The sequence below is a fragment of the Ramlibacter sp. genome, from assembly GCF_013697775.1.
Lineage (GTDB): Bacteria > Pseudomonadota > Gammaproteobacteria > Burkholderiales > Burkholderiaceae_C > Ramlibacter.
Genome location: NZ_JACCWG010000003.1, coordinates 1 through 14233 on the forward strand (window position 1 = coordinate 1; position 14233 = coordinate 14233).

At 66.6% G+C, this 14233-nt stretch carries 13 protein-coding genes and 1 pseudogene; 6 read left to right on the forward strand and 8 right to left on the reverse strand.

Going from position 1 to position 14233, the window contains the following annotated elements:
* The 5 genes and pseudogenes from H0U68_RS00080 to H0U68_RS00100 all read right to left on the reverse strand — a co-directional run.
* Positions 1-168, reverse strand: a pseudogene (locus tag H0U68_RS00080) (Tim44 domain-containing protein); the annotation flags it as partial.
* A 34-nt stretch (positions 169-202) separates the two neighbouring features.
* A complete protein-coding gene (ubiE, locus tag H0U68_RS00085; protein WP_296351901.1) occupies positions 203-934 on the reverse strand; it encodes a bifunctional demethylmenaquinone methyltransferase/2-methoxy-6-polyprenyl-1,4-benzoquinol methylase UbiE in 732 nt (243 codons plus the stop codon).
* 10 nt (positions 935-944) lie between these two features.
* A complete protein-coding gene (locus H0U68_RS00090; RefSeq protein WP_296351903.1) occupies positions 945-1355 on the reverse strand; it encodes a DUF971 domain-containing protein in 411 nt (136 codons plus the stop codon).
* A gap of 25 nt (positions 1356-1380) precedes the next feature.
* On the reverse strand, positions 1381-1833 hold the full coding sequence (locus H0U68_RS00095) for an HIT family protein (protein ID WP_296351905.1): 453 nt from the start codon (positions 1831-1833) through the stop codon (positions 1381-1383).
* A 4-nt stretch (positions 1834-1837) separates the two neighbouring features.
* Complete coding sequence (locus H0U68_RS00100) at positions 1838-5767, reverse strand: FAD/FMN-binding oxidoreductase (protein ID WP_296351907.1); 3930 nt, start codon at positions 5765-5767, stop codon at positions 1838-1840.
* A gap of 190 nt (positions 5768-5957) precedes the next feature.
* Between H0U68_RS00100 and ugpB the strand changes: the two genes are divergently transcribed.
* The 5 genes from ugpB to ugpQ all read left to right on the forward strand — a co-directional run bounded on the left by ugpB (position 5958) and on the right by ugpQ (position 10889).
* Positions 5958-7262: a sn-glycerol-3-phosphate ABC transporter substrate-binding protein UgpB gene (ugpB, locus tag H0U68_RS00105; RefSeq protein ID WP_296351909.1), complete on the forward strand. Its 1305-nt coding sequence runs from the start codon at positions 5958-5960 to the stop codon at positions 7260-7262.
* A 70-nt stretch (positions 7263-7332) separates the two neighbouring features.
* A complete protein-coding gene (gene ugpA / locus H0U68_RS00110) occupies positions 7333-8214 on the forward strand; it encodes a sn-glycerol-3-phosphate ABC transporter permease UgpA (RefSeq protein WP_296351911.1) in 882 nt (293 codons plus the stop codon).
* Positions 8214-9068, forward strand: a complete 855-nt coding sequence (ugpE, locus tag H0U68_RS00115) for a sn-glycerol-3-phosphate ABC transporter permease UgpE (RefSeq protein ID WP_296351913.1) — start codon at positions 8214-8216, stop codon at positions 9066-9068. Before ugpA ends, ugpE begins: the two co-directional genes overlap by 1 nt.
* A 64-nt stretch (positions 9069-9132) precedes the next feature.
* Complete coding sequence (locus H0U68_RS00120) at positions 9133-10143, forward strand: sn-glycerol-3-phosphate import ATP-binding protein UgpC (RefSeq protein ID WP_296351914.1); 1011 nt, start codon at positions 9133-9135, stop codon at positions 10141-10143.
* Positions 10140-10889, forward strand: coding sequence for a glycerophosphodiester phosphodiesterase (gene ugpQ / locus H0U68_RS00125; protein WP_296351916.1), 750 nt, complete (start codon positions 10140-10142; stop codon positions 10887-10889). Before H0U68_RS00120 ends, ugpQ begins: the two co-directional genes overlap by 4 nt.
* 12 nt (positions 10890-10901) lie before the next feature.
* On the opposite strand, the gene H0U68_RS00130 is transcribed toward ugpQ, so the two are convergent.
* From H0U68_RS00130 to H0U68_RS00140, 3 genes are all read right to left on the reverse strand, one after another.
* Positions 10902-11492: a DUF3501 family protein gene (locus H0U68_RS00130; RefSeq protein WP_296351918.1), complete on the reverse strand. Its 591-nt coding sequence runs from the start codon at positions 11490-11492 to the stop codon at positions 10902-10904.
* 1 nt (position 11493) lies between these two features.
* Positions 11494-12846: a heterodisulfide reductase-related iron-sulfur binding cluster gene (locus H0U68_RS00135; protein WP_296351920.1), complete on the reverse strand. Its 1353-nt coding sequence runs from the start codon at positions 12844-12846 to the stop codon at positions 11494-11496.
* 96 nt (positions 12847-12942) lie between these two features.
* Entirely contained in the window at positions 12943-13365 is a 423-nt protein-coding gene (locus H0U68_RS00140) for a rubrerythrin family protein (protein WP_296351922.1), read from the reverse strand.
* Positions 13366-13608: 243 nt separating this feature from the next.
* Between H0U68_RS00140 and H0U68_RS00145 the strand changes: the two genes are divergently transcribed.
* Positions 13609-14226 carry a VOC family protein gene (locus H0U68_RS00145; RefSeq protein ID WP_296351924.1) on the forward strand — a complete coding sequence of 206 codons (618 nt, stop codon included), beginning with the start codon at positions 13609-13611 and terminating at the stop codon, positions 14224-14226.
* Positions 14227-14233: the final 7 nt, after the last annotated feature.

Here is a 14233-nt window from a genome sequence, read left to right on the forward strand (position 1 = left end):
GTTGGGCGCCGCCTGCGGCGCCGCGGCGGGCCCGCGGCCCGCTTCGCGCTGCGTCACGTTGGACGACTGCCGGCCGACCGAGCCGCCCCCACCCATGCGGCGGGCGGCATCCGCATCCATGCTGCCGAAGGCCAGCAGGAGCACGAGGCACAAGGACCAGAATTTCATGACTTCAGCCTTCCCAAAACACCCAGATGGGGATTCAGCATTTGATTCCAACATGCAGGGCCGCCACACCGCCCGTGAGGTTGTGATAGTCCACGTGGCCGAAGCCATTTTTAACCATCATCGCCTTGAGCTCTTCCTGGCCGGGATGCATGCGGATCGACTCGGCCAGGTAGCGGTAACTGGCTTCGTCGCGCGCCACCCAGCGCCCCAACCGCGGCAGCACCTGGAACGAATACCATTCATACGCTTTTTCCAGCGGCGGCGCCACGCGGGAAAACTCCAGCACCAGCAGCTTGCCGCCCGGCTTGAGCACCCGACGCATCTCCGCCAGCGCCTGCTCCTTGTGCGTCATGTTGCGCAGGCCGAACGCCACGGTGACGAGGTCGAAGCGGTCCGTGGCGAACGGCAGCTTCTCGGCGTCGCACACCAGGCTGGGCACCACGACACCGCCATCGATCAGCCGGTCGCGGCCGGTGCGCAGCATGGCTTCGTTGATGTCGGTGTGCACCACCAGCCCGCCCGGGCCCACCTTGCGGGCGAAGGCCATCGCCAGGTCGCCGGTGCCGCCCGCGATGTCCAGCACCTGCTGGCCGGGCCTGGCGTCGGCCACCAGCACCGTGTAGGCCTTCCAGCCGCGGTGCAGGCCCATGGACATCAGGTCGTTCATGACGTCGTAGCGCGGCGCGACCGAGTCGAACACGCCGCGCACGCGCTGGGCCTTCTCGCCTTCGTCGACCTGCTGGAAACCGAAATGGGTCTTGCTCATGGTGTCTTCGTCAGTGCCCGCAGGCGTGGCCGCCTTTGCCCGCCATCGGCGCGTCGCGCCCGACGCCCGCCTCGGCCAGACGCTTGTCGTAATCGGCCCACAGCTGCTCCTGCTGCGACCCCAGGAAGTACAGGTAGTCCCAGGAGAAGATGCCGCTGTCATGCCCGTCGGAGAACACCGGCTTGACGCCATAGTTTCCGACCGGCTCCATCTCCACGATGCCGACCTCGCGCTTGCCGGTCTGCAGCACTTCCTGGCCGGGGCCATGGCCCTGCACTTCGGCCGAGGGCGAATAGATGCGCATCAGCTCGAACGGAAGACGAAAGCGCGCGCCGCCGGCGAAGCCCACTTCCAGCACGCGCGACTGGCCGTGCAAGGTGAGCGATTCGCATGTGGGGGTGTCGGAACGAAGACCTGCCATCCCCCGACTGTACCGGCTTGGCCGCTCAGGCTGTGTGCCGAAACCTTGCTGCCAGTCCGGCTTCCAGCGCCGGCAGCAGCGCCGCGATCTCGGCAACGCGCGCGGCATCGACCGGCCGCGCCTGCGGCGCCCACACCGGCGACGGGTAGCGGCTGTCCCAACCGAAGCGGGCGATCACGTGCCAGTGCAGGTGCGGCACCATGTTGCCGAGCGCGGCCAGGTTGACCTTGGCGGGTTGCAGCTGGCGAAGAAGCGCGCCCTCGACCTCGGCCACCGCTTCCATGCATTCGGCGCGTTCGGCCGCACCCAGCTGCGAGAACTCGGCTACGTGCGCGTTCCAGACGACGCGGTAGAAGGCGGGGAAGCCCTCCTCGTCGGCGCGGATCAGCCGCCAGCGCGGCGTGCGCACGACCAGCGTTCCGCCGTCGGCATCGCACAGGGGACAGCCGGCAACGGCCACAGGAGCGGCGGCGGCCATGCGCTCAGACCAGCACGCGCTCGATGCCGCCGTTGTTGGCCACACGCACGTACTCGGGCATCCAGTCCGGGCCCAGGATCTTGTTGGCCATCTCGACCACGATGTAGTCGGCTTCCAGCAAGCCGTTCTGCAGGTCGTGGCCGTAGCGCGTCAGGCCCTGCAGGCAGCTGGGGCAGCTGGTGAGGATCTTCACGTTGTCCTGCGGGCCCACGGTGCCGGCGGCGCGCAGCGCCGCCTCGTCCTTGCGCAGCTCTTCTTCCTTGCGAAAGCGGATTTGCGTGGAGATGTCCGGCCGCGTGACGCCCAGCGTGCCCGACTCGCCGCAGCAGCGCTCGGACTTGCGCACCTGGTCGCCCACCAGCGCCTTCACCGTCTTCATCGGGTCCTGCAGCTTCATCGGGCTGTGGCAGGGGTCGTGGTAAAGGTAGGCGCCGGCGCCTTCGAGCTTCACGCCCTTTTCCAGCAGGAACTCGTGGATGTCCACGATGCGGCAGCCGGGGAAGATCTTGTCGAATTCATAGCCCTGCAGCTGGTCATAGCAGGTGCCGCAGCTCACCACCACGGTTTTGATGTCCAGGTAGTTCAGCGTGTTGGCCACGCGGTGGAACAGCACCCGGTTGTCTGTGATGATCTTCTCGGCCTTGTCGAACTGGCCCGAGCCGCGTTGAGGATAGCCGCAGCACAGGTACCCGGGCGGCAGCACCGTCTGCACGCCGGCATGCCACAGCATGGCCTGCGTGGCCAGGCCGACCTGCGAGAACAGGCGCTCGGAGCCGCAACCGGGGAAATAGAACACCGCTTCCGACTCCGGCGTGGTCGCCCGCGGGTCGCGGATGATCGGCACGTAGTCCTTGTCCTCGATGTCCAGCAGCGCGCGCGCCGTCTTCTTCGGCAGGCCGCCGGGCAGCTTCTTGTTGATGAAGTGCACCACCTGCTCCTTCACCGGCGCCGTGCCGTGCGTGGACGGCGGCTGCGTCACCTGCCTGCGGGCCAGCCCGCGCAGCAGGTCGTTGGCCAGGCGCTGCGCCTTGAAGCCTACGCCCACCATCGCGGTGCGCACCAGCTTGATGGTCTGCGGGTTGGTGGCGTTGAGCATCAGCATGGCCGCGGCGTTGCCCGGGCGGAAGCTCTTCTTGCCCATCTTGCGCAGCAGGTTGCGCATGTTCATCGACACGTCGCCGAAGTCGATCTTCACCGGGCACGGGCTCTCGCACTTGTGGCACACCGTGCAGTGGTCGGCCACGTCCTCGAATTCCTCCCAGTGCTTGATCGACACGCCGCGGCGCGTCTGCTCCTCGTACAGAAAGGCCTCGACCAGCAGCGAGGTCGCCAGGATCTTGTTGCGCGGGCTGTACAGCAGGTTGGCGCGCGGCACGTGGGTGGCGCACACCGGCTTGCACTTGCCGCAGCGCAGGCAGTCCTTGATGCTGTCGGCGATGGCGCCGATGTCGGACTGCTGCATGATCAGCGACTCGTGACCCATCAGCCCGAAGCTGGGCGTGTAGGCGTTGGTCAGGTCGGCGTAGACGCTCTCCGTTCCATCCGTTCGGGCTGAGCCTGTCGAAGCCCCGGCAAGCCCTTCGACAAGCTCAGGGCGAACGGCGCTCGGCCGCAGCAGCTTGCCCTTGTTGAAGCGCCCTTCGGGGTCGACGCGCTGCTTGTAGTCGGAGAACGGCTGCAGCTCCTCGTCGGTGAGGAATTCCAGCTTGGTGATGCCGATGCCGTGTTCGCCGGAGATCACGCCGTCCAGCGAGCGCGCCAGCGCCATGATGCGCTTCACGGCCCCGTGCGCGGCCTGCAGCATGGCGTAGTCGTCGCTGTTGACGGGGATGTTGGTGTGCACGTTGCCGTCGCCGGCGTGCATGTGCAGCGCCACCCACACGCGGCCCTTGAGCACGCGCTTGTGGATCGCCTCCACCTCCGCCAGGATCGGCAGGAAGGCGTTGCCGGCGAACACGCCGTGCAGCGGCGCGCGGATCTGCGTCTTCCAGCTGGCGCGCAAGGTGTGGTCCTGCAGCTTGTCGAACAGCTCGTCGGCATGGGTGAGCCAGTCCTGCCACTCGGCGCGCACGCTGCACACCAGGTCCACGGCCTGCCCCACCCGGTCTTCCAGCAGCTCGGCCGACGGGATCTCGCCGGCGTCGTCCTGCTTGCCCAGCGGCAGGTTGCCGCGCAGGAAGAAGGCTTCCAGCTCGTCGGCCAGGCTGATCTTGTTGCGCAGGCTCAGCTCGATGTTGATGCGCTCGATGCCGTCGGTGTACTCCGCCATGCGCGGCAGCGGGATCACCACGTCCTCGTTGATCTTGAAGGCGTTGGTGTGCTTGCTGATGGCGGCCGTGCGCTTGCGGTCCAGCCAGAATTTCTTGCGCGCCTCGGGGCTGACGGCAACGAAGCCCTCGCCGCTGCGCGAATTGGCCAGCCGCACCACCTCGGAGGTGGCACGCGCCACCGCGTCGGCGTCGTCGCCGGCGATGTCGCCCACCAGCACCATCTTGGGCAGCCCGGCGCGCTTGGACTTGGTGGCGTAGCCCACCGCCCGCAGGTAGCGGTCGTCCAGGTGCTCCAGGCCGGCCAGCACGGTGCCGGTGCGGCCCTGCTCGGCAAACATGAAGTCCTTGATCTCGACGATGCTGGGCACCGCGTCGCGCGCGTTGCCGAAGAATTCGAGGCAAACGGTGCGGGTGTGCGCCGGCATGCGGTGCACCACCCAGCGTGCGCTGGTGATCAGGCCGTCGCAGCCCTCCTTCTGCACGCCGGGCAGGCCGGACAGGAACTTGTCCGTCACGTCCTTGCCCAGGCCCACCTTGCGGAAGCTGGCGCCGGGGACTTCCAGCTGCTCGGTGCGCACCGGCGTCTTGCCGTCGGCCTCGAAATACTTCAGCTCGAAGGTCGCCACCGGGGCGTCGTGGATCTTGCCCAGGTTGTGGTCCAGGCGCGTGACTTCCAGCCACTGCGCGTCGGGCGTGACCATGCGCCAGGACACCAGGTTGTCCAGCGCCGTGCCCCACAGCACGGCCTTCTTGCCGCCCGCGTTCATGGCCACGTTGCCGCCGATGCACGAGGCCTCGGCCGAGGTCGGGTCCACCGCGAACACGAAGCCGGCGCGCTCGGCGGCGTCGGACACGCGCTGCGTGACCACGCCGGCCTCGGTCCACACGGTGGGCACCGGCTCGGCACGGCCGGGAATGGAGACGTGCTCCACCTCCGTCATCGATTCGAGCTTCTCGGTGTTGATGACCGCGCTCTTCCAGGTGAGCGGCACGGCGCCGCCGGTGTAGCCGGTGCCGCCGCCGCGCGGAATGATGGTCAGGCCCAGCTCGATGCAACCCTTGACCAGCCCGGCCATCTCGGCCTCGGTGTCGGGCGTCAGCACCACGAACGGGTATTCAACCCGCCAGTCGGTCGCGTCGGTCACGTGCGAGACACGCGACAGGCCGTCGAACTTGATGTTGTCCTTGGCCGTGCACCGGCGCAGCGTGCGGGTGGTGCGGCTGCGCAATGCGGCCATGTTGGTGAACGAGGCATCGAAGGCGCGCACGGCGGCCTGGGCCGCCACCAGCAGCTCGCCGACCAGCGCGTCGCGCTGCGCGTCGGAGTCGGGCGTGCGGCGTTTGCCGACCTCGTTCAGCCGGTGCTGCAGCGCCTCCACCAGCAGGCGGCGGCGCTTGGGGTTGTCCAACAGGTCGTCCTGCAGGTAGGGATTGCGCTGGACCACCCAGATGTCGCCCAGCACCTCGTACAGCATGCGCGCGGAGCGGCCGGTGCTGCGTTCGTCGCGCAGGCGGTCCAGCACGCTCCAGGCCTTGGCGCCCAGCAGCCGGATCACGATCTCGCGGTCGGAGAACGAGGTGTAGTTGTACGGAATTTCGCGCAGCCGGGGCGCGTGGTCGTCGACCGCGGCCGCGATTTCTTGCAGTGTCGTAGGAGCGTTCATCAGGCGGTGGTTGAGCCAGACGAGAGGGGCTGCTCGGCTGAAGAAGGATGTTACCGCACCGCAGCAAACGCATGGGCGCTCATGGGAAACCCGATTGCGGCGGGTGGTACGGTCCCGTTTACCATCCGCTGTCACAAATGAACCGTAGAGTCGCGCCTCTTTCCAAGCGCAGCATGACCCAGGAGTCCTCATGAAACAGAAACTTTGCGCCTTCGCGCTGGCCGCCGCCGCGGCATGCTCGGTCCAGGCCCAGACCGAGATCCAGTGGTGGCATTCGATGACCGCCGTGAACAACGAGTGGGTCAACGACCTGGCCAAGGATTTCAACTCGCGCCAGAAGGACTACAAGATCGTGCCCGTCTACAAGGGCAGCTACGACGAGTCCATGACGGCCGCCATCGCTGCCTTCCGCGCGGGTAACGCCCCGCACATCCTGCAGGTGTTCGAGGTCGGCACCGCCACCATGATGGCCAGCAAGGGCGCAGTGGTGCCGGTGACCAAGGTCATGAACGATGCCGGCAAGAAGTTCGACGCGTCCGCCTACATCCCCGCCGTGGCCGGTTACTACACGGCGCCCAACGGCCAGATGATGAGCTTCCCGTTCAACAGCTCGACGACGGTGTTCTACATCAACAAGGATGCCTTCGAGAAGGCGGGGCTCGACACCAACAAACCTCCCGCGACCTGGCCGGAAGTGGCGCTGGCCGCCGCCAAGCTGAAGGCCAGCGGCCACAAGTGCCCCATCACCCTCGCCTGGCAGGGCTGGACCCAGCTGGAGAGCTTCTCCACGTGGCACAACACGCTGCTCGCCACCAAGGACAACGGCCTGAAGGGCATGGACGCCCGGCTGGTCGCCAACTCGCCCCTGCACGTTCGCCACATCGAGAACCTGGGCAACATGGCCAAGCAGAGCCTGTTCGTCTACAAGGGCCGCAACAACACCGCCGAAGGCTCGTTCATTTCCGGCGAGTGCGCCATGGTGACCACGTCGTCGGGGTTCTACGGCAACGTGGCCAAGAACGCGAAGTTCAAGTACCTCGTTGCTCCCCTGCCCTATTACCCGGACGTGCCCGGCGCGCCGCAGAACACCGTGATCGGCGGCGCCAGCCTGTGGGTGATGTCGGGCAAGAAGCCGGAGGAGTACAAGGGCACGGCCGCGTTCTTCGAGTACCTGTCCAACCCCGAAGTGCAGTCGGCCAGCCACAAGCGCACCGGCTACCTGCCGATCACCATGGCGGCGTACAAGCTCACCGAGCAGTCGGGCTTCTACCAGCAGAACCCGGGCACCGACACGGCGGTCAACCAGATGATCCGCAAGACCACCGACAAGTCGCGCGGCATCCGGCTGGGCAACTACGTGCAGATCCGCACGATCGAGGACGAGGAACTCGAACAGGTGTGGGCCGGCAAGAAGACGGCCAAGGAAGCGCTGGACTCGATCGTCAAGCGCGGCAACGAGTTGCTTGAGCGCTTCGAGAAAGCCAACAAGTCCTGACGGCATCCCGCCCCGGCCCTCCCCCGCCGCGAGAGGGGAGGGTATCTTGCAGCTGGCGATAAAAGCTCCCATGGAAAAACGGGTCACATTCAAGTCGGCATGGCTGCCGTGGGTGCTGCTGGCGCCGCAGGTCGCCATCATTGCCGTGTTCTTCTTCTGGCCCGCGGCCCAGGCGCTGGTGCAGTCTTTCCAGCAGCAGGATCCGTTCGGCCTGTCGGTGCAGTGGGTGGGGCTGGAGAACTTCCGCAACCTGTTCAGCGACGGCAGCTACCTCGAGTCGTTCAAGACGACGGCGTATTTCTCGTTGCTGGTGGCGTCGCTGGGCATCGTGCTGTCGCTCGTGCTCGCGTACTTCGCCGACCGCGCGGTGCGCACGGCGCTCGTCTACCGCACGCTCCTGATCTGGCCCTACGCCGTGGCGCCCGCCGTGGCCGGCGTGGTGTGGCTGTTCCTCTTCTCGGGCAGCATCGGCGTCCTTGCCTACTGGATCCACAGCTGGGGCCTGCCATGGGACCCATTGCTCAACGGCAACCACGCCATGGCACTGGTCGTCACGGCAGCTGTCTGGAAGCAGCTCTCCTACAACTTCCTGTTCTTCGTGGCCGGCCTGCAAAGCGTGCCCAAGTCGCTGGTCGAGGCGGCCGCCATCGATGGCGCCGGCGCCTGGCGGCGCTTCTGGAGCATCCAGTTCCCGCTGCTGTCGCCCACCACGTTCTTCTTGCTGGTGATCAACATCGTCTACGCGTTCTTCGACACCTTCGGCATCATCGACGCGGCCACGCACGGCGGCCCGGGCAAGGACACCGCGATCCTCGTCTACAAGGTGTACTTCGATGGCTTCAAGGCCCTGGACCTGGGCGGCTCGGCCGCGCAATCGGCGGTGCTGATGGTGATCGTGGTCGCACTCACCGTCGTGCAGTTCCGGTTCGTCGAGAAGAAGGTGAATTACTGATGGTCGAACGCAACCGCCTCCTCGGCGTCCTCACGCACGTGATCCTGATCCTCGGCGTGCTGGTGGTCGCCTTCCCCGTGTACCTGACCTTCGTCGCGTCCACCCACACCACCCAGGAGGTGCTGCAGGTGCCGATGCCGCTCACGCCCGGCCCGCACCTCGTGGACAACTACAGGGCGGCCCTGTCCGGCGAGCGCGCCGGGGCCGGCTCGCACGCACCCGTCGCCCGCATGATGACGGTGAGTTTGGTGATGGCGCTGGCCATCGCCATCGGCAAGATCGCCATCTCCCTGCTCTCGGCATTCGCCATCGTGTACTTTCGCTTCCCGATGCGGATGGCGTTCTTCTGGGCGATCTTCGTCACGCTGATGCTGCCCGTGGAGGTGCGCATCCTGCCCACCTACAAGGTCGTCTCCGACCTGGGGCTGCTCAACTCCTATGCAGGCCTTACCGTTCCGCTCATCGCGTCGGCGACGGCCACGTTCCTGTACCGGCAGTTCTTCCTGACCGTGCCCGACGAACTCGCGGAAGCGGCGCGGATGGACGGCGCCGGGCCCCTGCGCTTCTTCAAGGACGTGCTGCTGCCGCTGTCGGCCACCAGCACGGCGGCCCTGTTCGTCATCCAGTTCATCTACGGCTGGAACCAGTACTTGTGGCCGCTGCTGATCACCACCAACGAATTCATGTACCCGGTCGTGCTGGGCATCAAGCAGATGATGCCCACCGGCGGGGATGCGCAGGTGGAATGGAACGTCGTGATGGCGACCGCCATCCTGGCGATGCTGCCGCCGGCGCTGGTGGTCACGCTCATGCAGAAATGGTTCGTCAAGGGCCTCGTCGATACCGAAAAGTAAAGGACTTGCGTGACAGACCAAGAAATTGCGCAGCATTTTTTGCTCTGTCACCAACTGACTAGATATGGCTGCAATCTCCCTCAGGAACGTCGTCAAGCGCTACGGAAACGACAAGAACGCGCTGCAGGTCATCCACGGCGTGAGCGCGGACATCGCGGACCGAGAGTTCATCGTCATCGTCGGTCCGTCGGGCTGCGGCAAGTCGACGCTGCTGCGGATGGTCGCCGGGCTCGAGGAGATCTCCGGCGGCGAGATCGCCATTGGCGGACGCGTCGTCAACGAGGTCGAGCCGGCCAAGCGCGACATCGCGATGGTGTTCCAGAACTACGCGCTGTACCCGCACATGAGCGTGTACGACAACATGGCGTACGGGCTGAAGATCAAGAAGATGCCCGTGGCCGAGATCAAGACGCGCGTGGACAAGGCGGCGGCCATCCTGGAGCTGGGCCAGCTGCTGGACCGCAAGCCGCGCCAGCTGTCGGGCGGCCAGCGCCAGCGCGTGGCCATGGGCCGCGCCATCGTGCGCCAGCCGCAGGTGTTCCTGTTCGACGAGCCGCTGTCCAACCTGGACGCCAAGCTGCGCGCGCAGACCCGCATCGAGATCCAGAAGCTGCACCGCGAGCTGGGCATCACGTCGCTGTTCGTCACGCACGACCAGGTCGAGGCGATGACGCTGGCGCAGCGCATGATCGTGATGAACGCCGGGCGCATGGAGCAGTTCGGCACGCCCGAAGAGGTTTACCACACGCCGGCCACCACCTTCGTCGCATCGTTCATCGGCTCGCCGCCGATGAACCTGCTGAAGAACGCGCCCGGCGGCCGTGCCGGCGCGCTCACCGGCATCCGGCCCGAGCACCTGGACATCGGCAACGACGGCTGGGAAGTGCGCGTGGACACGGTGGAACTGCTGGGCGCCGAGCGCCTGGTCTATGGCCAGCTCGCGGGCGAACCGCTCATCGTGCGCACCGAGGAAGGCCAGACGCCGCCGGCGCCGGACGCGGTGATCCACGTGCGTCCGCGCGAAGGCCGGCTGCATTATTTCGACGCCGGCACGGGGCAGCGGCTCGCCGCATGAGCGCCGCGGCAAACCAGCCCTGGCCCTACCCGCGCTGGGTGGCGCACCGGGGCGCGGGCAGGCTCGCGCCCGAGAACACGCTGGCGGCCTTCCGGCTGGGCGCCCAGCACGGTTACCGCATGTTCGAGTGCGACGCCAAGCTGTCGGCCGACGGCGTGGTGTTCCTGATGCACGACGCGACGCTGGAACGCACGACCAGCGGCCACGGTGTCGGCGGCGAGCACGACTGGCGCGCGCTGTCGCAGCTGGACGCCGGCGGCTGGCATTCGCGCGCCCATGCCGGCGAGCCGCTGCCCACGCTGGAGAACACGGCGCGCTTTTGCATCGCCAACGCCTGCTTCCTCAATATCGAGATCAAGCCCACGCCGGGCACCGACGCCGTCACCGGCGAAACCGTCGCCCGCCATGCCGCGCGCCTGTGGGCCGGCCAGCCGGTGCCGCCGTTTCTCACCTCGTTCCGCGAAGACGCATTGGCCGCCGCGCGCGCCGTCCAGCCCGAGCTGCCCCGCGGGCTGCTGCTGGACACGCTGCCGCGCAACTGGCTGGACCGCGCGCGCGCGCTGGACTGCGCGGCGGTGGTGTTCAACCACGCCTTGTGGAACGCGGACACGGTGGCGCAAGCCAAGGCCGCCGGCCTGCGCTGCCTGAGCTACACCATCAACGACGAATGGGCCGCCGAGCGGGTGCTCGCGCTCGGCACCGACGCCGTCATCACCGACCGCGTCGACCTGTTCGCGCCAGACTGACGCGGCAGCGCACTACTTCAGATCACCAGCGAGGGACGCCAGCGTCTCCGCCGCGATGGTCACATGCGCCGGGTAGTTGGTGTGGTCGCAGCCCAGCTTCACCGCGGCGCCGGCCTTCATGGCGCTGCACATCGCCGGCGTGAACTCGAAGCGCAGGAAATGCACCGCCGAGGTCTTCTCGTCGTTCTCGCGGTCCAGGTCCTCGTCGGCGATGGCGTACACGCGCGCAAGGCCTTCCACCTCGGCGAACATGCGGTCTTCCACGCCGATCAGCCGGGCCAGCTCGCGCTTGCGCTCGTTGCCGTCCGGGTACTCGATCAGCATGGTGGCCTTCCAGTTGCTGCCGTCCGGCACCAGCGGCGCATAGGACTCGACCTCCTGCTGGATGCCCTCTTCCTCGAAGATCTTCTCCACGCGCAGCATTTCCTGGATCTGGTAGCGCATGGTCAGCTCGCTTTCGAACTGCACCGTGATGTGCTCGCCCAGATGCACGCTGCGCAGCTTGCGGTGGGCGATGATGTCGCCCTTGTGCGCCTTGCGCCACTTGCTGTACGCCTCCAGCGTCATCAGGTTGTCGGCGGTGATGTTGCCGGTCAGCTGCATGTCATTCGATGCCATAGGCCTTGCGCACCAGCGTCAGCGGGTGCTCCAGTTGCGGCGCACCCAGCGCGTTGCGCTCGAAACCCTGCGCGATGTGGTGGCCGGCCAGCGCGCAGTCGGAGCTGATGTAGTCGGGCTGGCCGCCCGCGGGATGGTCGGCCATCTTCTTGACCAGCGGCTTGCCGATCTTCATGGCGGTTTCGTGCGTGGCCTTCTTCACGCCGTAGGTGCCGGCATGGCCGGAGCAGCGCTCGTTGGTGTGCACCGTGGTGCCGGGAATCATCTTCAGCAGCTCCTCGGTCTTCCTGCCGATGTTCTGCACGCGCGAGTGGCAGGGCACGTGGTAGCTGACCTTGCCCAGCGGCTGCGGAAATTCGGTCTTCAGCAGCCCGTCGCGCCGGCGCGAGGTGAGGTACTCGAACGGGTCCCACATCGCCTTCTTCACCGCCTGCACCTCGGCGTCGCCGGGGTACATCAGCGGGATTTCCTGCTTGAACATCAGCGTGCAGCTGGGCACCGGCGACAGGATCGCGTAGCCGTCCTTCGCGTAGCGCGCCAGCATCGGCACGTTGGCGCGCTTGCTCTCGTCCACGGAGTCCAGGTCGCCCAGTTCCAGCTTGGGCATGCCGCAGCACTTTTCCTTCCCGACCAGCACGTAGGGAATGGCGTTGTGATCCAGCACCTTCAGCAGGTCCAGGCCGATGCCGGGCTCGTTGTAGTTCACGTAGCAGGTGGCGAAGATGGCGACCTTGCCGGGCGTGCGCTCGCCGTCGCGCACCGGGTGCTCGGTGCTGGCGGGCGCTGCACCGCGGAAGCGCCGCGTGGCCAGCGCCGGCAGCCAGGCGTTGCGGTCCACGTGCAGGGTTTTCTCCAGCGCGGCACGCATCGGCTTGGTGCCGTTCACCGCGTTGACGGCCTGCGACACGATCGGGATGCCGGCGAACTGCCCGTGCACGTCGGTGGACGACAGCAGCTTCGCGCCGAAGTCCACGCCGCCCTGCTTGAACTTGATGGCCTTGGCGCGCAGCATGGTGTGCGGGAAGTCCAGGTTCCATTCGTGCGGCGGAACGTAGGGGCACTTGGTCATGTAGCACAGGTCGCACAGGTAGCACTGGTCGACGATCTTCCAGTAGTCCTTCTTGTCGACGCCGTCGACCTCGCCGGTCTTGCTCTCGTCGACCAGGTCGAACAGCGTCGGGAACGACGCGCACAGGCTCACGCAGCGGCGGCAGCCGTGGCAGATGTCGAAGATGCGCTCCAGCTCCTTGAAGGTCGCTGCTTCGTCGTAGTACTCGGGGTTCTTCCAGTCGATGGGATGGCGCGTGGGCGCTTCCAGACTGCCTTCGCGGGCGGCCATGTGTATGTTTGTTCCGGAAAGAAGAAAAGGCTGGGGTGAGGACGCGATGCCCTCACCTCAACCCTCGCCCGGAGGGAGAGGGAGAAAACGGCGAGCTCAGTCGGTCAGCTCGTTCAGGGCCTTCTGGTAGCGGTTGGCGTGCGAGCGCTCGGCCTTGGCCAGCGTCTCGAACCAGTCGGCGATCTCGTCGTGGCCTTCTTCGCGCGCCGTCTTGGCCATGCCCGGGTACATGTCGGTGTACTCGTGGGTCTCGCCAGCCACGGCGGCCTTCAGGTTGTCGCGGGTCGGGCCGATCGGCAGGCCGGTGGCCGGGTCGCCGCACTGCTCCAGCCACTCCAGGTGGCCGTGGGCATGGCCGGTTTCGCCTTCGGCGGTGGAACGGAACAGCGCCGCCACGTCGTTCTGGCCTTCCACGTCGGCCTTGTTTGCGAAGTACAGGTAGCGCCGGTTGGCCTGGGATTCGCCGGCAAAAGCGGCCTTCAGGTTTTCTTCGGTCTTGGAGCCTTTGAGAGCAGCCATCGAGTTTCTCCTTGTGGGTGGATGAACGGGCGCGAGGCGCCCGGATTGGCCGAGCGTAGCCGCGAGCCGGGCACGCGTCTAATAGCGCGAGTCAATGCACCCCATTGTCATAGGCTATCAACATGGTCCAGTTGATTGCCAAGCGGAAGCGCGCATTTTAGGCGCTGTTTGCGGGGCTGTTTGTGGCGCAGCAGAATTACGATACAGTAAACGCATTACGCATTGGTAAATCAGGAGATGCCCATGGCCGCCGTTCTACAAGCAAGCAACGCCCTGCCCGCCCCGCCGCCCATCCACCAGCTGCACCACTTCGCCTACCGGGCCAAGGATGCGGAGGAGACCCGCCATTTCTACGAGGACATCCTGGGCCTGCCGCTCTACCACATCATCCAGAGCGACGTGGTGCCCAGCACCGGCGAATACTGCCCCTACACGCACTTCTTCTTCCGGCTGCAGGACGGCTCCTTCATCGCCTTCTTCGACCTGGGAGACGACCAGGCCAGCGAGCCTTCGCCCAACACGCCCAAGTGGGTCAACCACATCTCGTTCCGTGTGGACTCCATCCAGGCGCTGCAGGACATGAAGGCCCGCCTGGAGGCCAACGGCGTCGAGGTGCTCGGCGTGACCGACCACCACATCTTCCACAGCATCTATTTCTTCGACCCCAACGGCGTGCGGCTGGAGCTCACCGCGCAGCTGGCCGACGAGTTCCAGATGCTGCAGGAGAGCAAGACGGCGCATGCGCGGCTGAACGAATGGACGGCGCGCAAGGAGCAGTGGCGCCGCGAGCGCGCCGCCGGCAAGGCGAGCGAGGCGCTCAAGCCGCAGCGCAACGACCGGCCCGAGTTCGCGGCCAAGTGACGGCAAC